Here is a 17,613-nt window from a genome sequence, read left to right as displayed (position 1 = left end):
GCTTAGCACTTCCATGCAGCACGGAAGCCACATCTAGCGCTACCAAGAATGCGAATGATAACAATTCTCGTTTACATACTTTGCCACAATTGCTAGACTCGACAGTCTTTACACAAACTTACACGGACCTGTTGAGAAATGACCCAGATTAAGAGTCGTAAGCACCCTTCCCGTTTGCAGATGAGCACTGTACTGGCCTCGCTGCTGCTGCCGGCCGCCGCCGCGCACGCGGCCGATCCGCAGGAAAAGCAGATGGCCGAAGTGGTTGCCGAGGCAAGCAAGGAAAACGACTTCAAGGCGGAACGGGCGTCCTCGCCGAAATACACGGAAAAGCTGGTGGATACGCCCCAGACCATCACCGTGATCAAGAAGGAACTGTTCCAGCAGCAGAACGCCACCACGCTGACCGAGGCGCTGCGCAACACGCCGGGCGTGGGCACGTTCTTCCTGGGCGAAAACGGCAATACGAACACGGGTGACGCGATCTTCCTGCGCGGTTTCGACACGTCCACCAGCATCCACGTCGATGGCGTGCGCGATATCGGTTCGATCTCGCGCGACGTCTTCAACATCGAACAGATCGATGTGCTGAAAGGCCCGGCCGGCACCGATACGGGCCGCGGCGCGCCGACCGGTTCGGTCAACCTGCAATCGAAGCAGGCCAACCTGGAAAACGCGGTGTCCGGTTCGCTGACCGGCGGCAGCGGCAGCCAGAAGCGCGCCACGGCCGATGTCAACCGCGTGCTGAACACGGAGAACGGCATCGCCTTCCGCCTCAACGTGATGGCGCAGGATTCGGGCAGCGCCGCGCGCGACGTGGTGAAGAACAAGCGCTGGGGCGTGGCGCCGACGATCGCCTTCGGCCTGGGCGGCAAGACCCGCGCGCACCTGTCCTACCTGCACATCAAGCAGGACAACGTTCCCGACGGCGGCGTGCCCACCATCGGCCTGCCCGGCTACACCAGCCCGGACAGCCGCAACGCCAACCCGGCATTGCGCCGCGAATTCCTGAACAGCGCGCCGATGGTCGACCCGGAAGGCTTCTATGGCCACGTGACGGACCACGACGACGTGACGGCCGACATGGCCACCGTGCGCATCGACCATGACTTCTCGCCGAACCTGCGCCTGCAGAACACCTCACGCTATGGCAAGACGAAGCAGGATTACCTGCTGACCTCGTTCATGGCGAACGCCACCAGCACGAATGCCAGCGGTGTCACGACGCCGTCCAACCTGATCACGCCGAACCCGGCCGATCCGTCGACGTGGCTGCTGAAGCGCACTTCGCGCACGTTCAAGGATGTCGAAAACCGCATCGTTGCCAACCAGACCGTGCTGACGTGGGACGTGACCGCGGGCGGCCTGCAGCACACGGTCGTGGGCGGCCTGGAATTCATCGACGAGAAGCAGAACACCTACAGCCGCACGGGCGGCGGCGTGCTGACCGATACGCCGCTGTACGCGCCGAACCCGGGCGCGCCGATCACGGGACTGGCACCGGTGCGCACGGGCGCCGGCGCCCAGGGCGGCACCGACACGCAGGCGCTGTACCTGTTCGACACCGTCAAGATCGGCGAGCAGTGGATCGTCAACGGTGGTGTCCGCGTGGACCACTACAATTTCGACTACGTCGCCATCTCGCTGGCCAACAACGTGTTCGTGCCGACGGTGCTGAGCGACAGCGATACGCTGACGACCGGCAAGCTGTCGGTGCTGTACAAGCCGACCGCCAACAGCAGCGTGTACGCCACCGTGGCCAGCTCGAAGCAGCCGCCGGGCGGCGCCACGTTCAGCCTGTCCACCGCCGCGAGCAGCGCCGCCAATCCGGTATGGGATCCACAGGAAACGGTCACCAAGGAAATCGGCACCAAGTGGGACCTGCTGGAGCAGAAGCTGGCCTTCACCGCCGCGCTGTACCGCACCGACGTGAAGAATGAAGTCGAGCAGGATCCGACCGATGCGAACGTGTATTACCAGACCGGCAAGAAGCGCGTCGAAGGCATCGAGCTGGGCGTGCAGGGCCAGATCACGCCGAACTGGATGGTCAGCGCCGGCTACACCCACATGAAGACCAGCGTGGAAGCGGGCCGCGCGGTGACGGCCAGCGGCGAGGATGCCCTGAACTACACGCCGAAGAACGCCTTCACGAGCTGGACCACCTACAGCTTCCCGTTCGGCCTGACGATCGGTGGCGGCGTGCGCCACAACGGCAAGCTGCTGCGCGGCACCGACGGCTCGGTGGGCACGCCGGCCTATGCCAAGGGCTACTGGGTGGCGGACGCGATGGCATCGTATGCCCTCACGAAAAACGTCGACCTGCGCCTGAACGTGTACAACCTGGCGGACGAGGAATACGTGGCGTCCATCAACAAGAGCGGCTACCGCTATATTCCGGGCAACCCGCGCTCGGCCAGCCTGACGGCGAACTTCCGCTTCTGATTTTCACTGGCAGTACAGAGTTTCATCGCTTGACCTTCAGACCTTGCGCCACCTTCGGGTGGCGTTTTTTTTGGCGCGGTTCGCCAGTGGCCGAGCTGGCATGATGGCCCTGCGATGAAAAAACCCGGGACGCACCCGGGTTTCTCATTCAAGCGGCATCGCAATCAGCGCTGCACGTTCAGCATGATCACGCGCCGCCTGGCGCCGCCGTCGTCCGAGGTATCGATGGGGGCCGGCGTGGTGTCGCACGAGCCGCAGGAGCCGCAGCCGCTGCCGCAGCCCGACTGCACCTTGAACAGTTTCGCCAGCCTGTCCCGGTCGAAGCCTTTCTTCGACAGCGCGTACACCATCCGCTGCCGCAACGCGGCGGGCAGCCATTTCCGGCACGCCTGCAGCAAGGCGGCGATGACGATCAGCGTAACGATCAGTTCCTGCCACATGGCGAACTCCTCATGCCCCCATCAGGCGGGCGGTCTGGTAAACGATGAACGAAGCGGTGTAGGCCAGGCCGAACATGTAGCCGGCCATCATCAGCGCGTAGCGGGTATGGCCCGTTTCGCGCTTGACCACCGACAGCGTGGCCAGGCACTGCGGCGCGTACACGTACCACGTCAGCAGCGACAGCGCGGTGGCCATCGACCACGTGCTGGCCAGCAGCGGCGCCAGCGCCGTGGCGACTTCGTCGCCGGTCTGGGACAGCGCATACACGGTGCCCAGCGCGCCCACGGCCACTTCGCGCGCGGCCATGCCCGGCACCAGCGCGATGCAGATCTGCCAGTTGAAGCCGATCGGCGCGAACACGAATTCCAGCGCGCGCCCGATCATGCCGGCCACGCTGTAGTAGATCGGCGGCTGGGTGGCGCCTTCCGGCGCGCCGGGGAAGCTCGACAGCGCCCACAGCAGGATCGTCAGCGTCAGGATCAGCGTACCCACGCGCAGCAGGAAGATCTTGGCGCGTTCCCACAGGCCGATGGCCAGGTTGCGCAGGTTCGGCAGGTGGTAGTTCGGCAGTTCCATCATCAGCGCATGCTTGCGCTGGGCGCCCATGGTGCGCTTCATCACCCACGCCACCGCCATGCCCGAGACGATGCCGGCGAAATACAGCACGAACAGCACCAGGCCTTGCAGGTTGAACAGGCCAGCCACTTCGCGGTCCGGGATAAAGGCGGCGATCAGCAGCGCATACACGGGCAGGCGCGCCGAGCATGTCATCAGCGGTGCGATCATGATCGTCACCAGCCGGTCGCGCGGGTTCTGGATCGTGCGCGCCGCCATCACGCCGGGGATCGCGCAGGCGAACGACGACAGCAGTGGAATGAAGGCGCGGCCCGACAGGCCCACGCCGCCCATCAGCCGGTCGAGCAGGAAGGCGGCGCGCGGCAGGTAGCCGCAATCCTCCAGCACGAGGATGAAGAAGAACAGGATCAGGATCTGCGGCAGGAACACGATCACGCCGCCGACGCCGGCGATGACGCCATCGACCAGCAGGCTGCGCAGCACGCCTTCGGCCATCACGCCCTGCACGGCTTCGCCGATGGCGCCAAAGAAGCCTTCGATCATGCCCATCGGTGCCTCGGCCCAGCTGAACACGGCCTGGAAGATCAGGAACATCAGCACGGCCAGGATGACGGGGCCGGCGAACGGGTTCAGTACCACGTTGTCGATCTTGTCCGTGCTGCTGTCGCTGCCCTGGATATTGTTGGTGGCCACGGAAAGGATGCGGCGCACTTCGCGCTGGGTATCCTCGACCGATACCGCCTCGATGGCGGCCAGCGGCCGCGCCTTCGTGGCGGGCACCGGCCCCAGTTCATCCAGCGCGCGCAGCAGCGACTTCTCGCCGCCGCCCTGCACCGCCACCGTCTCGACGACGGTCATGCCCAGTTCCCGCGCCAGCTTTTCGGCATCGATCGTGACGCCGCGGCGCCGTGCCACGTCCATCATGTTCAGGCACAGGATCATGGGCAGGCCGAGGCGCTGCACTTCCAGCACCAGGCGCAGGTTCAGGCGCAGGTTGGTGGCATCGACCACGCACACCACCAGGTCGGGCGGCGTTTCGCCGGCGCGCAGGCCGGCCACCACGTCGCGCGTGATTTCCTCATCGGGCGTCTGCGCCTTCAGGCTGTAGGCGCCCGGCAGGTCCAGCACGCGGAAGGCATGCCCTTCGGGGGACGTGAAATGCCCTTCCTTGCGGTCGATCGTCACGCCCGCGTAGTTCGCCACCTTCTGGCGGGCGCCCGTCAGGCGGTTGAACAGCGCCGTCTTGCCGCAGTTAGGATTGCCCAGCAAAGCAATCATCGGCGCACGGCTCACGGCCTGCGCCACTTTCTCGGTAACACCCATGCTATCTAGAACCTCGTAATCAGAGCTGCACTGCGCCGGGCTGCACTACGGACAGCACTGCGGCGGGCTGTACTGCGTCGGGCTGGACCGCAACCAGGGCCGCTTCGAAGCGGCGCAACGCAAAGGTCGAGTTGCCGACCCGGACTGCCAGCGGCTCGCCGCCCGGCATGCCACGCTTGAGCATGCGAATCTTTTCGCCGGGCACGAAGCCCAGTTCCATCAGGCGGCGCGCGAGGTCGGCGCCATCCTCGTGATCGGCCGGATTCCCCGGCGCGACGCGCACCACTGTGCCGCTTTTCCCGGTCGCCAGCGCGTCCAGATTGATCGGGGAGGGAGCAGAAGTCATGGCAGTTCTCTGAGGAAAATCAATCTGTTCATTATAGAGGCTAATGCGAATGGTTTGTATTTGCAGGTAACGCTTGCATTGTACGCGGTGTTGCGGCAAAATAGGAAACGTAATGATAATGATTCTCATTAAGAAGACGGCAAGATTGGCAGAGTAACCACCCATCGATAGCGACGGGTTCCCGGCCCCTCTTTTTGCCCCCTTTCTTGATGAGACCGCCGTGGGGCGGTTTCCGTCAAACCAGCCAGAAGGTGTTTCAATGATCGTCTGCATCTGCAACAACATCTCCGATCGCGAAATCCGTCAAGCCATCGACCTTGGTATCAGCACCATGGACGGGCTGCGCGAGGCACTGGGTGTTTCCACGTGCTGCGGGAATTGCCTGGACTATGCCGTTGAAGTGCTGAATGAACACGTGGCAGCGCCGCTCCAGGAAACGGTTCTGAAGCGCCCCACCCTCACTACCTGAGGAATACCATGCAAACCCTGCCCGGCCTTTCCCGGCCAGGCGTGCCGCCGCTCGGGCTGGATTTTCAGAGCCCGCGCCGGCCTACGTCCACTCCGCCTGCCGCGGCGATCGCGGCACCCCAGGACTTCACTCTCGGCAGCAGCCGTAACCGGTCCGGCAAGATCGCCATCATCGTCGCCCTGCACCTGGCCGGTTTCTGGGCCATGCAGAACGGCATGGTGATGGATGCGGTGAAGAAGATGCCGCAAATCGTCGACGTGACCTTCGTCGCACCGCCCGCGCCGCCGGCACCGCCCGCGCCGCCGAAGGTGGTCGAAGTGGCCATCAAGCCGCCGCCCGTGTTCACGCCGGTGATTCCGCAGCTGCCGATCGTCATCGAAAACACGATCACCGTGCCGCCGGCACCGGTGAAGCCCGCCGAAGCCGCGCCGACCGTGGCCGCCGCGCCCGCGCCACCCGCGCCGCCGGTAGCGGCGCCGCCGGCTCCCGCCGCGCCGAAGCTGGTCACGGGCGTGGAATACGTCAGGCCGCCGCAGGTGATCTACCCATCGATCTCCAGGCGCCTGGGCGAGACGGGTGTCGTCACGCTGCGCGTGCTGGTCGGCGAGAAGGGCAACCCGGAACAGGTGACGGTGCAGAAGACGTCCGGTTCCGCCAACCTCGACGAAGCCGGCCGCCAGGCCGCGCTGCGCAGCCTGTTCAAGCCATATATGGAAGATGGCAAGGCGGTGCCGGTGTATGTGCTGGTGCCGATCAACTTCAAGCTGTCGTAAGCGTTCGAGCGATGAAAAAAGGGGACAGGCCTGCGGCCTGTCCCCTTTTTGCTTTCTGGCTGGCGTCGGCGCCTGGTGTCCAGCCGCCTGCACCGCCGCATCAGGCAACACCGGTGTCCGACACTTTTCCTGGATGAACCGCCCAGGAAAAATGTCCGACACCAGCCGTTCTACGTTTCCGCCCACATCCGCAGCAGGTTGTGATAGTGCCCGGTCAGCCCGACGGTGGCGGCGCTGTCGCCATGGGCGGCGCGCACGGCCTGGATGTTCTGGTCCAGCTCGAACAGCATCGTGCGTTTCCAGTCGTCGCGCACCATGCTTTGCGTCCACAGGAACGAGGCCAGCCGCTCGCCGCGCGTCACCGGCTCCACGCGGTGCACGGTGGTCGACGGATACAGGATCGCATCGCCGGCCGGCAGCTTGACCTCGTGCGTGCCATACGCATCCGTGACGACCAGCTCGCCGCCATCGTACTCATCGGGATCGGACAGGAAGACCGTGGTCGACACGTCCGCCCGCAGCGGCGCCGCACCGGGGGACGCCACGCGGATGGCGCCGTCGATATGGTCGCCATAGGTCTCGCCGCCGGCATAGCCGTTGAAGTACGGCGGCAGGATCCGCAGCGGCAAGGCCGCCGCGAAGAACAGCGGATTGGCCGTCAGGGCGCGGGCAACGATATTGCCCAGCTCGACGGCCAGCGGGCTACCTTCCGCCAACTGGCGGTTGCGCTTGACTGCCGCCCCCTGCGAACCGACGCTGGCGCGCCCGTCGATCCAGTCGGCCTGCGCGAGGCGGTCGCGGAACTGCCGGACTTGCTCGGGCGTCAGCACGCCGGGGATGTGCAGTATCACGCCGCTATCCTCAGTACTTGAAGCTGGCGGTCAGCGACGCGCTGCGGCCGGCCCCCACGCCCGCATAGTGCGGCGACGAGACCTTGTCGAAGTACAGCTTGTCCGACAGGTTCTGCACATTCAGCTGCAGGCTGATGTTCGGGTTGAGGATGTAGTTCGCCATCGCGTCGAAGCGGGTATAGCCCGGCGCCCACTTGTTGTTGTTGACGTTGGCGTACACCTTCGACATCGAGGTCAGGCCGCCGCCCACCGTCAGGTTCGGCAGTACCTTGTAGGTGGTCCACAGCGAGGCGCTGTGCTTCGGCGTGGTCGGGAACACGTTGCCGTTGAATGGCGACGGGACCCACACGGCCGGCGCACCGTTCGGCGCCGTGTTCGTGAAGCCGTTGTCGTCGACGCGGCCATCGAGCCACGTGTAGCCGCCGAACACCTGCCAGGCATTGGTGATGCTGCCCGAAGCGCCCAGCTCGAAGCCGCGCACGCTCTTCTCGCCCACGTTCTGCGTGGTGCCGTCCGGCGCCGTCACGCGGGCGTTGTTCATGTCGCTCCTGAACAGCGCGGCGGACAGCGACAGGCGGCGCGCCAGCACTTCCCACTTGGTGCCCAGTTCGAAGTTGCGGCTTTCCTGCGGCTTCAGGTACTGGACGGCGACCGACAGGCCATCCAGGCCGTCGCCGGCATCGTTGCCGGGTGGCGTGGACGAGGTGCCGTACGACAGGTACACGCTGCTGTTCGCGGCCGGTTTCCAGACCAGGCCCGCCTGGTAGTTGGTGAACGTGGCGTTCGCCTCGGCATGCACGGCAGGCGTGGTTTTGCCGCTCAGCGTGTATTGCGGTGTATCGAGCACGGAGCGGTAGTCGTCCCAGCGCACGCCCACGTTCAGCAGCCACTGCGGCGTGAACTCGATGGTGTCGATCGCATACACGGCGCGGGTATTGGTGCGGATGCCCGATTTCGCCGGCGACAGCGCGCGTTCGTAGACCCATGGATCGTTCGCGTTGGCACCCACCAGCGGCGCGCAGTTGTAGCCCGTTGCCGCGCCGGACGTGGCGCACACCGTGTTCTTCGTCAGCAGGTTGTCGGTGCCCGGCGTGAAGAGGTAGGTGCCGCGGTCGGTGTCCTCGCGAGAGAACTCGATGCCGGTGCTGAAGTTGTGCTTGAGGGTGCCGGTACGGACTTCGCCGGACAGCGCGGTGCTGTTGGCCAGCGTTTCCGTTTCCGTCACGCGCGTATTGGCGCGGCGCCACACGGTGCCGTACAGGACCACGTTGCCCTTCGAATCGTCCGGCTGGGTCCACACGTAGTCCTGGCTGGTCTTGCCGTAGCGCGTCACATTGCGCAGCGTGAGGCCGTTGCCGAAGTCGTGCTTGACGTCGACCGTGGCGATATCGGTCTCGGTGTCGCGGAAATCGCGGTTGGTCAGGCCCCAGAAGCTGTCGCGCGGCACGGACACAGGCGTGCCGTTGCCGTTCTTCGCCACGTTGGGGCCGCTGCCGAAGGGATTGTTGAACGGGATGCCGGTATCGGGCAGCTCGCTCGATTCCATGTGGTAGTAGGACAGGTTGACCTGGGTCGGGCCCGACAGGCCGAAGCCGATCGTGGGCGCGATGCCCCAGCGGTCGCCGCCCACGGGGCCGCGGCCCGGCACGTCGTTCTCATGGCCCATCACGGACAGGCGGAACGCCGAATCAGTGCCGATCTGGCGGTTGATGTCGGCCGTCACGCGCTTGTAGTTGTCGGTGCCGAAGCCCACGCTGCCGTTGTAGAAGTTGTCCAGCTTGGCCGTCTTGCTGACGATGTTGACGCCGCCGCCGGCCGAGGAACGGCCGCCGTAGGCGGAGTTCGGGCCCTTGACGACCTCGACCTGCTCGATCGCGAAGACTTCGCGCGATTGCGAGCCGCTGTCGCGAATGCCGTCGATATACGTGTCGGTCTGGGCGTTGTAGCCGCGGATGAACAGGTTGTCGCCCACCGGGTTGCCGCCTTCGGCCGCGCCCATCGTGATGCCGGGCACCGTGCGCAGCGCATCGGCCAGCGACGTGGCGCCGGTCTGTGCGATCACTTCGCTCGGCACGACGGTCACGGATTTCGGGGTATCGAGCAGCGGCGCCGTGAACTTGTCGGAGGCGGAACGCTGCGGAATCTGGAATTCGTTGTTGACGGCGCGGCCGGTGACGGTCACTTCCGGCATCTTGCTGTCGCCTTGCTGGGCGACCGGTTCGGCGTTGGCGCCATTGACTTCAGCATGCAGTGCGAGCGGCATCGCCAGGGTGGCGATGGCGGCGAGCGTGGCTGGCGAATGCTTGCGGCTCTTGATGAACGACATGTTTTCCTTATTGTTGCGTTGACATAAAACGTGAATGATAATGGTTTTCATTTGCTTTCGCAATGCCATTACACCATTTTGACCGCGAACGCAAGGGATTTAATTAGGGTTTGGGCGTCATCTGTGGCAAAATGCCACGATCGACAAACATCAAGAAAAGGCTTTCCCATGAAGGGCGATAAAGACGTGATCCGGCTGCTGAATGCACAGCTGACGAACGAGCTCACCGCGATCAACCAGTACTTCCTGCACGCGAAAATGTACCGCCACTGGGGCTTTGCCAAGCTGGCCAAGAAGGAATACGAGGAATCGATCGGCGAGATGAAGCATGCCGACAAGCTGATCGACCGCATCCTGATGCTGGACGGCCTGCCGAACCTGCAGGCGCTGCACAAGCTGCTGATCGGTGAAAACACCCAGGAAATGCTGGAAGCGGACCTGAAGCTGGAACGCGGCGCCCAGGTCACGGTCAAGGAAGGCATTGCCCAGGCGGAAAAAGTGGGCGACTACGTGTCGCGCGACCTGCTGCTGGAAATCCTGGAAGATACCGAGGAACACATCGACTTCCTGGAAACCCAGCTGGACCTGATCGGCAAGGTCGGCATCCAGAACTACCTGCAGACGCAGATGGCAGCCGCCGACGAGGCGCACTAATCCTCATGCCGGCCCGGGCTCCTGTCCCGGCCGGCTTTTACGCTCCCCTGTTCAGCTAGTCAGTAGTTCACGCATCGATTGCTTCACGCATCGATTGCTTCACGCGTCGATCGCTTCACGCGTCGATTTGCTTCACGCGTCGACCGATTCGCGCGACCACTCATCCAGCCAGCGGGCGTAGCACGACAGGTCCTGCGGCACCGCGCCCGCATAGCCGCAGGAAGCCGCCGCGAACGCGTTCGCGCGCGCCAGCGTCCGTTCCATCGTCCAGCCGCGCAGCCGGCCCAGCAGGAACACCGCGTTGAACGCATCGCCCGCCCCCACCGAATCGACGAAGCAATCGCTGCTGCCCGTGCCATGGTCGGCCAGGTGCGCGCCATCGGCGGACAGGTACAGCGCGCCGCGCGCGCCCATCGTGACCACCAATGCGGACAGCGAAAAGTTGTGCATCATCGCGCGGCACTCGGTATCGACCGAGATGCATTCCATGTTGACCGTGTCCGGGCAGGTGTGGCAGTACCACTTGAACAGCTGCTGCAACTCTTCTTCGTTGACCTTGACGATATCGGCCTGCTGCAGCGAATCGAACACAATGGCTTCGTCCACGTGGCCGGCGCGCAGGTTCAGGTCGAGGAAGCGTACCGCTTCGGTCTGCTCCAGCAAGCCGTGGAGGGCGGCACGCGACACCGGGTCGCGCTGCGCCAGCGTGCCGAAACAGAAGATGCCGGGACGGGCCGCCTGCACGGCGGCCAGCGCGGCAACGCCGTCGATGCGGTCATAGGCCTGGTCGGGCATGATCGTGAAGCGGTGGCTGCCGTCGGACCCCACTTCCACGCGCACGCTGCCGGTCGGCTCGCCGGTGCCCGTTTGCAGGCCCGCGTCGGACATGCGATAGCGCGTGAATTCGTTGCGGATCAGGGCGCCGTTGTCGTCCGTGCCGATCCGGGTGACCATCGTGACGGGCAGGCCGAAGCCGGCCAGGTGCCGGGCGAGGTTGAACGGCGCGCCGCCGATCACCCGCCGGGTGCTGAAATCGTCCACCAGTGCTTCGCCGAAAACCGCTACAGATTGTTCCATCGCCGCCCCGCTTGATCGTGACGCCACAGTGTAGCGCAATGGTTACGGGGCAGCCCGCGCGGTTACGCCTGCGGCACCGTATCCCGGAACGAAGCCCGCTCGTGCAGCTTGTCGTGCAGCCGCGCCAGGTTCGGATGCGGGGTGCGCCAGTCGATCTCGGGGAATCGCAGGTCGAACCAGCCGAGCGCGCAGCCCACGGCCACGTCCGCCAGCGAATAATGGGTGCCGGTGCACCACGGCGAATCGCCGAGACGGTCGGACAGCGAAGCCAGGCCGCGCGTGACCTTCAGCAGGTGCCGGTCGATGAAGGGGGCGCTCTGCAACTCGGGCGGGCGCTGCGTGCGCTCGAGGCGCACCACCACGCCGGCATCGATCACGCCATCGGCCAGGGCTTCCCAGTTCTTCACGTCCGCCCGTTCGCGGCCATTCGGCGGCAGCAGCTTGCACACCGGCGTGAGGGTATCGAGGTATTCGGCGATCACGCGCGAGTCGTACATCACGTAACCGTCTTCCATGACCAGGCAGGGCACCTTGCCGAGCGGGTTGACGAGATGGATGCCGGTATCCGGGCCCCACACGTTTTCCAGCTGGATCTGGTAATCGAGCTTTTTTTCCGCGAGCACGACGCGCACCTTGCGCACATAGGGACTGGCGAGCGAACCGATCAGTTTCATGGGAAAGTACCGGGTGGGAGTGTGACCCAGTATAACATTGCGCCCAGCGGTTCTGTGACCAACCCGGTGGCTTCCCGGCGCCGCGGCGCGTGATCAAAACGCGGGCACGGCGATGGTAAAATCGCTGTTTTTCCTGCCTCCCTCTTCACCATGACCACTCCATACTCCACGCTGTCGGCCCTCTCCCCGCTGGATGGGCGCTATGCGTCCAAGACCGACAAGCTGCGCCCCATCCTGTCCGAAGCCGGCTTCATGCACCACCGCGTGAAGGTCGAGATCGCGTGGCTGCAGGCGCTGTCGCAGGCCGATTTTGCCGAGATCCAGCCCTTCCCGGCACAAGCTACCGCGCTGCTCGACAAGCTGGCCGCCGACTTCTCGGAAACCGACGCGGCGCGCATCAAGGAAATCGAAGCCGTCACGAACCATGACGTGAAGGCTGTCGAGTACTGGCTGAAGGAGCAAGTGAAGGACGTGCCGGAACTGGTGGCCGCTTCCGAATTCATCCACTTCGCCTGCACCTCGGAAGACATCAACAACACGTCGCACGGCATGATGCTGAAGGCCGCCCGCGATGGCGTGATGGTGCCGGCCCTGAACGGCGTGATCGCCCGGCTGAAGGAAATCGCCCACGTGAATGCCGAGGTGCCGATGCTGTCGCGCACGCACGGCCAGACGGCCAGCCCGACCACGCTGGGCAAGGAATTCGCCAACGTGGTGGCCCGCCTGGAGCGCGCCGTCCAGCGTATCGCCGGCGTGGAAATCCTCGGCAAGATGAATGGCGCCGTCGGCAACTACAACGCCCACCTGTCCGCCTACCCGTCGTTCGACTGGCCGGCGTTCTCGAAGAACGTGATCGAACAGCGCCTGGGCCTGGTGTTCAACCCGTACACGATCCAGATCGAGCCGCACGACTACATGGCCGAACTGTTCGACGCCTTCGCCCGCGCCAACACCATCCTGCTGGACCTGAACCGCGATATCTGGACCTACGTATCGCTGGGCTACTTCAAGCAGAAGCTGAAGGCCGGCGAGATCGGTTCCTCGACCATGCCGCACAAGGTCAACCCGATCGACTTCGAGAACTCGGAAGGCAACCTGGGCCTGGCCAACGCCGTGCTGAAGCACCTGTCCGAGAAACTGCCGGTATCGCGCATGCAGCGCGACCTGACCGATTCGACGGTGCTGCGCAATATCGGCGTGGGCCTGGGCTACACGCTGCTGGCCTATGACAGCTGCCTGCGCGGCCTGAACAAGCTGGAAGTGAACCCGGCGCGCCTGGCGGCCGACCTGGACGCGAGCTGGGAAGTGCTGGCCGAGCCGGTGCAGACCGTGATGCGCCGCTACGGCATCGAGAACCCGTACGAACAGCTGAAGGAACTCACGCGCGGCAAGGGCATCACCAGGGAAGCGCTGCAGGAATTCATCGGCAAGCTGGCCATTCCCCAGGAAGCCAGGGACCTGCTGCTGGCGATGACGCCGGCCAATTACACGGGGATCGCGGCGCAGCTGGCAAAGGCGATCTAAAGCCAGGGCAGGCCTGCTGGATTCTTTGCTTTAAGTATCCTCTCACCATCGGCCCCTATGACGGCAGCTCCTTATCCTGTAGGGTAAGGGCTGCCGTTTTTGCTCGTCAGCAGGATTTTCGTTTCTTTGCTACAGTGACGCATCGTTAGTTCTAATACGTACTAAATAAGAGGATGCCTGATGGAACGCTACACGAGAACCGCGATGGCGCTGCACTGGCTGATCGCGCTGCTGATCATCGCCGCCTTCACGATGGGGCTGGTGATGGTCGACATCCCCGGTTTCACGCCCACCAAGCTGAAATACTATTCGTGGCATAAATGGCTGGGCGTGACCGTGCTGGCCCTGGCCGCGCTGCGCCTGCTGTGGCGCCACCGGAACCGCCCGCCGGCCCATGCCCCCGGCATGGTGCCGTGGCAGTCGAAAGCCGCGGACGTGACCCATATCCTGCTGTATGTGCTGATGTTCGCCGTGCCCCTGTCCGGCTACCTGTACACCACGGCGGCCGGCGTGCCGGTGGTCTACCTGGGCCTGTGGCAGGTTCCCGCCGCGTTCGAGGCCGATACCGCGCTGAAGGCCGCGCTGAAGCCCGTCCATTACTGGCTGACCATGGCCATGGCGGCGCTTGTCGTGATGCACGTGGCGGCCGCGCTGAAACACCATTTCATCGATCGGGACGATGTCCTGAAACGCATGCTTCCCTAAACCTTCGGAGTTCCATTCATGAAGACGTATTTCCAACCGATCCTGCTCGCTTCCCTGGTCGCCGTGTCGCTGACGGCGGGTGCCGCCGTGCTGAAGACCGATCCGGCCAAGACTTCCGTGTCCGCCACCTTCAAGCAGATGAACGTGCCGGTCGAATCGAAGTTCAAGAAGCACAGCGTGGTCATCGACTACGACGCCGCGAAACCGGACGCGTCGAAGGCCACCGTCGAGGTGGACACCGCCAGCCTGGACATGGGCGACCCCGAGTACAACCGTGAAGTGGCGAAGAAGGAATGGTTCAACTCGGCCCAGTTCCCGAAAGCCACCTTTGTCTCCACGTCGATCAAGAGCGCCGGTGCCGGCAAGCTGAACGTGAGCGGCAAGCTGACGATCAAGGGCAAGGCGGCCGACGTCACCTTCCCCGTCACCGTGAAGACCGAAGGCGGCAAGCAGGTGTTCGACGGCGCGGTGCCGATCAAGCGCCTCACCTACAACATCGGCGAAGGCGAGTGGAAGGACACCAGCATGGTGGCCGATGAAGTGACGATCAAGTTCCACGTCGTTTCTCAGTAATCCCGCAGTAATCCCGCAGTAAGCTCGCAGTAAGCTCGCAATAATCGTCCAATAAGCCGTACCGCACCTGCTGCACCTCATCCACCGAAGGAGACCGCATGAAATCCACGCTGTTCGCTGCCCTGCTGGCCATGGCTAGCCTGGCCAACGCCGCCACCTACAACATCGACCCGAGCCATACCTACCCCAGCTTCGAGGCGGACCACAAGGGCCTGTCGCTGTGGCGCGGCAAGTTCAACAACACGAAGGGCACGATCACGATGGACCGCGCGGCCAAGACGGGCAGCCTGGACATCACGATCGATACCACGTCGATCGACTTCGGCCACGACAAGATGAACTCGCACGCGAAATCGCCGGACATCTTCAACGTCGAGAAATTCCCGACCGCCACCTATAAAGGCAAGTCGTTCAAGTTCAACGGCGACCAGCTGGTGGGCGTCGATGGCGAACTGACGCTGAACGGCGTGACCAAGCCGGTCGAACTGAAGGTGGACCGCTTCAAGTGCGTACAGGACGCGCGGCTGAAGCGCGAAGTGTGCGGCGCCAATGCCACGGCCGAATTCAAGCGCACCGACTTCGGCATCAACTTCGGCACCCCGAACTTCGCGCCGGAAGTGAAACTGGCGATCCAGGTCGAGGCGATCGCGGCCGAATAAGCCGGCCAGCCTCCCCCGAAGCCCCGCCGCGTGCGGGGTTTTTTGTTGCCTGAAAATCGGTGACAGGCTCCAATTAATTTGCAACATTTCCCGGAAAATGGAGCCTGTCACCGATTTATTTGCAACATTTCCCGGAAAATGGTGCCTGTCACCGATTTTCCTCCCATCGTCATCTTTTGTTGACGCCATCGAAATCGTCAACTAATATTGACGCATGATCGATACCCAATCCCTCCCCCGTCCCGACGATCCCGCCGAAGCGCTGGCGGCGGTCGTGGCCCTGCGCCTGGCCGCGGACAAGCTCGAACGCCAGGCCGTGGCGGCCGCCATCGCCCAGGGCTGGTCGTGGAGCCAGGTGGCCGATGCGCTGGGCGTGTCCAAGCAGGCGGCACACAAGCGCCTGGCGCCGTTGATTCAATCCTAGAAAGGAACATCATGCTGCAGCGTCTGAAACAGCGCATCGCCGACATGCGCACCATCAAAACCCTCAGCGAGGGAGCCGAACGGCATGCCAATGCGATGGGCGAACGCGAGCCCGGCCCGGAGCACTTCCTGCTGGCGGCGCTCGACCTGCCCGATGGACTCGCCCAGCGCGCCTTTGTACGCGCCGGTGCCGATCCTGCGCGGCTGCGCGCCGGCATCGCGGCTGGCCATGGCGCCGCGCTGGCGGCTGCCGGTGCCGACCCGGCCTTGCTGGCCGGCGATTCCCCCGTGCCAGCGGGAACTGGCGTTTACCGTGCAAAAGGGTCGATGGAAGCGGTGATGCGGTCGCTGGCCGAGTGGCCGCGCGCGGCGGGTGAACCGCTGACGGGGGCGCACGTGGCGGCCGTGGTCGCCTCCAGCACGCAAGGCACGGCGGCGCGGGCGCTGAAGGCGATCGGTATCGATGGGGCAACGCTGGCGGCGGCCGCCCGCGCCGAGCTCGACGAGGTGGCGCGCCGGGTGGCGTAACAGGCCCGGGTTTCCCCGATGTGTTGTTCGGCCAGCCTGTATCTGTTGTTCCAGGCTGCCTTTCCCACGGCCGAGCCTTGCTTCCCGCCCGCTGCCGTCGTACATTTTGGTGATAAAAATTGCATAACAATTTGCCAAAACGGGAAAGCCATGGGGATGCGCCATCAAAACAATTTCAACCTGCTGCGCCTGCTGCTCGCCTTGCTCGTGCTGGTATCGCACGCGCCCGAACTGCAGGACGGCGACCGCCACCGCGAACTGCTCACGCAGCTGTTCCACACGCTGTCGTTCGGCGAACTGGCGGTGGACGGCTTTTTCCTGCTGAGCGGCTACCTGATCGTGCAAAGCTGGGATCTCGACCCCGTTCCCGCCCAGTTCCTGCGCAAGCGCGTGCTGCGCATCTACCCCGGGTTCATCGTCGCCAGCCTGGTGTGCGTCTACATCGTGGCGCCGCTCGGCGCGGATGCCGCAAGCTACTTCAGGGAATTGTCCACCAGCACGGTCGCCCTGTGCCTGGCCGTGCTGCACGGGCCGATCACCCCGCCCGTCTTCGAGGGCCTGCCTGAACCGCAGGTCAACGGCTCGATGTGGACGATCATGCGGGAATTCGCCTGCTACCTGGCGGTCATGCTGCTGGGCGTTGCCGGCGGCATCCGGCGCCGGAGCGTGTGGCTGGCCCTGACGGTGACGGGCTTTGCCGCCTACCTGTATGCGTCGTTCGGCCTGCCCCTGCCCTTCGCGCCGCTGGGCCTGCTGCTGAACGATCCGATCGTGCGGCTGGGTTCGCTGTTCTTTGCCGGCGGCTGCTTCTACCTGTACCGCGACTGCTACCGCTTCACCCGCCGCGGCGCGCTGCTGTCCGCCGTGGCGCTGCTGGCATTGATGTTTTCGCGCCGCTATGCGGAACTGGGGCTGGCCATGTTCGGCGGCTACCTGCTGTTCTACTTTGCCTTCCGCCCCATGTGGCTGACCGATGCCTTCAACAAGCTGCCGGACATTTCCTATGGGGTCTACCTGTACGGCTGGCCGGTGCAGACACTGCTGGTGGCCTACCTGCCGCTCGGTTCGCCATGGCTGAAGCTGGTGCTGGCGTGCCTGATCATCCTGCCGGTGAGCGTGCTGAGCTGCTATCTCGTGGAACAACCGTTGCTGAGGCTGAAGAACGCGCGGCGCCGGGTGACGGCCGCCAGCGCGGGCACCTGAAAAAAAGGCCGGGAAATTCCCGGCCTTTTCATTCGGCATCGCCCAC

The 17,613-nt window shown here is 64.3% G+C and carries 18 protein-coding genes; 11 read left to right on the top strand and 7 right to left on the bottom strand.

The window, feature by feature from the left end; genetic code table 11:
- The first annotated feature begins 138 nt into the window (after positions 1–138).
- Positions 139–2,442 carry a catecholate siderophore receptor Fiu gene (locus EYF70_RS00225; protein WP_131143588.1) on the top strand — a complete coding sequence of 768 codons (2,304 nt, stop codon included), beginning with the start codon at positions 139–141 and terminating at the stop codon, positions 2,440–2,442.
- Between the two features lie 164 nt (positions 2,443–2,606).
- On the opposite strand, the gene EYF70_RS00220 is transcribed toward EYF70_RS00225, so the two are convergent.
- Genes EYF70_RS00220 through EYF70_RS31880 form a run of 3 tightly spaced genes read right to left on the bottom strand, consistent with a single transcriptional unit; the run spans position 2,607 to position 5,401 of the window.
- Positions 2,607–2,882, bottom strand: a complete 276-nt coding sequence (locus tag EYF70_RS00220; RefSeq protein WP_174800380.1) for a DUF6587 family protein — start codon at positions 2,880–2,882, stop codon at positions 2,607–2,609.
- A gap of 10 nt (positions 2,883–2,892) precedes the next feature.
- Positions 2,893–4,782 (bottom strand): ferrous iron transporter B, encoded by a 1,890-nt coding sequence (gene feoB, locus EYF70_RS00215; protein ID WP_131143587.1) that lies wholly within the window; start codon positions 4,780–4,782, stop codon positions 2,893–2,895.
- Positions 4,783–4,801: 19 nt separating this feature from the next.
- Positions 4,802–5,401 (bottom strand): FeoA family protein, encoded by a 600-nt coding sequence (locus EYF70_RS31880; protein WP_307722103.1) that lies wholly within the window; start codon positions 5,399–5,401, stop codon positions 4,802–4,804.
- On the opposite strand from EYF70_RS31880, the gene EYF70_RS00205 reads away from it, so the two are divergent.
- Both EYF70_RS00205 and EYF70_RS00200 read left to right on the top strand, forming a co-directional pair.
- Entirely contained in the window at positions 5,388–5,597 is a 210-nt protein-coding gene (locus EYF70_RS00205; RefSeq protein WP_131143586.1) for a (2Fe-2S)-binding protein, read from the top strand. The two genes, EYF70_RS31880 and EYF70_RS00205, sit on opposite strands and share 14 nt — an antisense overlap.
- A gap of 8 nt (positions 5,598–5,605) precedes the next feature.
- Positions 5,606–6,370 carry an energy transducer TonB gene (locus EYF70_RS00200; protein ID WP_131143585.1) on the top strand — a complete coding sequence of 255 codons (765 nt, stop codon included), beginning with the start codon at positions 5,606–5,608 and terminating at the stop codon, positions 6,368–6,370.
- A gap of 170 nt (positions 6,371–6,540) precedes the next feature.
- Here EYF70_RS00200 and EYF70_RS00195 read toward each other — a convergent pair whose 3' ends face one another.
- Together EYF70_RS00195 and EYF70_RS00190 are read right to left on the bottom strand one after the other, a co-directional pair.
- Complete coding sequence (locus tag EYF70_RS00195) at positions 6,541–7,221, bottom strand: Fe2+-dependent dioxygenase (protein ID WP_131143584.1); 681 nt, start codon at positions 7,219–7,221, stop codon at positions 6,541–6,543.
- A gap of 10 nt (positions 7,222–7,231) precedes the next feature.
- Positions 7,232–9,547: a TonB-dependent receptor gene (locus tag EYF70_RS00190; RefSeq protein WP_131143583.1), complete on the bottom strand. Its 2,316-nt coding sequence runs from the start codon at positions 9,545–9,547 to the stop codon at positions 7,232–7,234.
- A gap of 168 nt (positions 9,548–9,715) precedes the next feature.
- Here EYF70_RS00190 and bfr point away from each other — a divergent pair, with 168 nt between their 5' ends.
- Entirely contained in the window at positions 9,716–10,201 is a 486-nt protein-coding gene (gene bfr, locus EYF70_RS00185; protein WP_131143582.1) for a bacterioferritin, read from the top strand.
- A gap of 132 nt (positions 10,202–10,333) precedes the next feature.
- On the opposite strand, the gene EYF70_RS00180 is transcribed toward bfr, so the two are convergent.
- Together EYF70_RS00180 and EYF70_RS00175 are read right to left on the bottom strand one after the other, a co-directional pair.
- Positions 10,334–11,278 carry a PfkB family carbohydrate kinase gene (locus tag EYF70_RS00180; protein WP_131143581.1) on the bottom strand — a complete coding sequence of 315 codons (945 nt, stop codon included), beginning with the start codon at positions 11,276–11,278 and terminating at the stop codon, positions 10,334–10,336.
- A 62-nt stretch (positions 11,279–11,340) separates the two neighbouring features.
- Positions 11,341–11,952 carry a glutathione S-transferase family protein gene (locus tag EYF70_RS00175; RefSeq protein ID WP_131143580.1) on the bottom strand — a complete coding sequence of 204 codons (612 nt, stop codon included), beginning with the start codon at positions 11,950–11,952 and terminating at the stop codon, positions 11,341–11,343.
- Positions 11,953–12,102: 150 nt separating this feature from the next.
- Here EYF70_RS00175 and purB point away from each other — a divergent pair, with 150 nt between their 5' ends.
- The 7 genes from purB to EYF70_RS00140 all read left to right on the top strand — a co-directional run bounded on the left by purB (position 12,103) and on the right by EYF70_RS00140 (position 17,567).
- Complete coding sequence (purB, locus tag EYF70_RS00170; RefSeq protein WP_131143579.1) at positions 12,103–13,476, top strand: adenylosuccinate lyase; 1,374 nt, start codon at positions 12,103–12,105, stop codon at positions 13,474–13,476.
- A gap of 180 nt (positions 13,477–13,656) precedes the next feature.
- Complete coding sequence (locus tag EYF70_RS00165) at positions 13,657–14,181, top strand: cytochrome b (protein ID WP_131143578.1); 525 nt, start codon at positions 13,657–13,659, stop codon at positions 14,179–14,181.
- Between the two features lie 18 nt (positions 14,182–14,199).
- Positions 14,200–14,754 (top strand): YceI family protein, encoded by a 555-nt coding sequence (locus tag EYF70_RS00160; protein WP_131143577.1) that lies wholly within the window; start codon positions 14,200–14,202, stop codon positions 14,752–14,754.
- 98 nt (positions 14,755–14,852) lie between these two features.
- Positions 14,853–15,413 (top strand): YceI family protein, encoded by a 561-nt coding sequence (locus tag EYF70_RS00155; RefSeq protein ID WP_131143576.1) that lies wholly within the window; start codon positions 14,853–14,855, stop codon positions 15,411–15,413.
- 214 nt (positions 15,414–15,627) lie between these two features.
- On the top strand, positions 15,628–15,837 hold the full coding sequence (locus tag EYF70_RS31875; RefSeq protein ID WP_131143575.1) for a helix-turn-helix domain-containing protein: 210 nt from the start codon (positions 15,628–15,630) through the stop codon (positions 15,835–15,837).
- Positions 15,838–15,848: 11 nt separating this feature from the next.
- Positions 15,849–16,364, top strand: a complete 516-nt coding sequence (locus EYF70_RS31320; protein ID WP_131143574.1) for a Clp protease N-terminal domain-containing protein — start codon at positions 15,849–15,851, stop codon at positions 16,362–16,364.
- Positions 16,365–16,520: 156 nt separating this feature from the next.
- A complete protein-coding gene (locus EYF70_RS00140; RefSeq protein WP_165497538.1) occupies positions 16,521–17,567 on the top strand; it encodes an acyltransferase family protein in 1,047 nt (348 codons plus the stop codon).
- Positions 17,568–17,613 lie beyond the last annotated feature (46 nt).

The organism is Pseudoduganella albidiflava (assembly GCF_004322755.1).
GTDB classification, from domain to species: domain Bacteria; phylum Pseudomonadota; class Gammaproteobacteria; order Burkholderiales; family Burkholderiaceae_D; genus Rugamonas; species Rugamonas albidiflava.
Note: the sequence above shows the minus strand (reverse complement) of the source record. Positions and strands in the feature narration are given on the sequence as shown.

Coding starts and splice junctions, on each gene's coding strand:
- EYF70_RS00225 (WP_131143588.1), top strand. CDS start 139: ATGACCCAGATTAAGAGTCGTAAGCACCCTTCCCGTTTGCAGATGAGC.
- EYF70_RS00220 (WP_174800380.1), bottom strand. CDS start 2,882: ATGTGGCAGGAACTGATCGTTACGCTGATCGTCATCGCCGCCTTGCTG.
- feoB (WP_131143587.1), bottom strand. CDS start 4,782: ATGGGTGTTACCGAGAAAGTGGCGCAGGCCGTGAGCCGTGCGCCGATG.
- EYF70_RS00205 (WP_131143586.1), top strand. CDS start 5,388: ATGATCGTCTGCATCTGCAACAACATCTCCGATCGCGAAATCCGTCAA.
- EYF70_RS31880 (WP_307722103.1), bottom strand. CDS start 5,401: ATGCAGACGATCATTGAAACACCTTCTGGCTGGTTTGACGGAAACCGC.
- EYF70_RS00200 (WP_131143585.1), top strand. CDS start 5,606: ATGCAAACCCTGCCCGGCCTTTCCCGGCCAGGCGTGCCGCCGCTCGGG.
- EYF70_RS00190 (WP_131143583.1), bottom strand. CDS start 9,547: ATGTCGTTCATCAAGAGCCGCAAGCATTCGCCAGCCACGCTCGCCGCC.
- bfr (WP_131143582.1), top strand. CDS start 9,716: ATGAAGGGCGATAAAGACGTGATCCGGCTGCTGAATGCACAGCTGACG.
- EYF70_RS00180 (WP_131143581.1), bottom strand. CDS start 11,278: ATGGAACAATCTGTAGCGGTTTTCGGCGAAGCACTGGTGGACGATTTC.
- EYF70_RS00175 (WP_131143580.1), bottom strand. CDS start 11,952: ATGAAACTGATCGGTTCGCTCGCCAGTCCCTATGTGCGCAAGGTGCGC.
- purB (WP_131143579.1), top strand. CDS start 12,103: ATGACCACTCCATACTCCACGCTGTCGGCCCTCTCCCCGCTGGATGGG.
- EYF70_RS00165 (WP_131143578.1), top strand. CDS start 13,657: ATGGAACGCTACACGAGAACCGCGATGGCGCTGCACTGGCTGATCGCG.
- EYF70_RS00160 (WP_131143577.1), top strand. CDS start 14,200: ATGAAGACGTATTTCCAACCGATCCTGCTCGCTTCCCTGGTCGCCGTG.
- EYF70_RS00155 (WP_131143576.1), top strand. CDS start 14,853: ATGAAATCCACGCTGTTCGCTGCCCTGCTGGCCATGGCTAGCCTGGCC.
- EYF70_RS31875 (WP_131143575.1), top strand. CDS start 15,628: ATGATCGATACCCAATCCCTCCCCCGTCCCGACGATCCCGCCGAAGCG.
- EYF70_RS31320 (WP_131143574.1), top strand. CDS start 15,849: ATGCTGCAGCGTCTGAAACAGCGCATCGCCGACATGCGCACCATCAAA.
- EYF70_RS00140 (WP_165497538.1), top strand. CDS start 16,521: ATGCGCCATCAAAACAATTTCAACCTGCTGCGCCTGCTGCTCGCCTTG.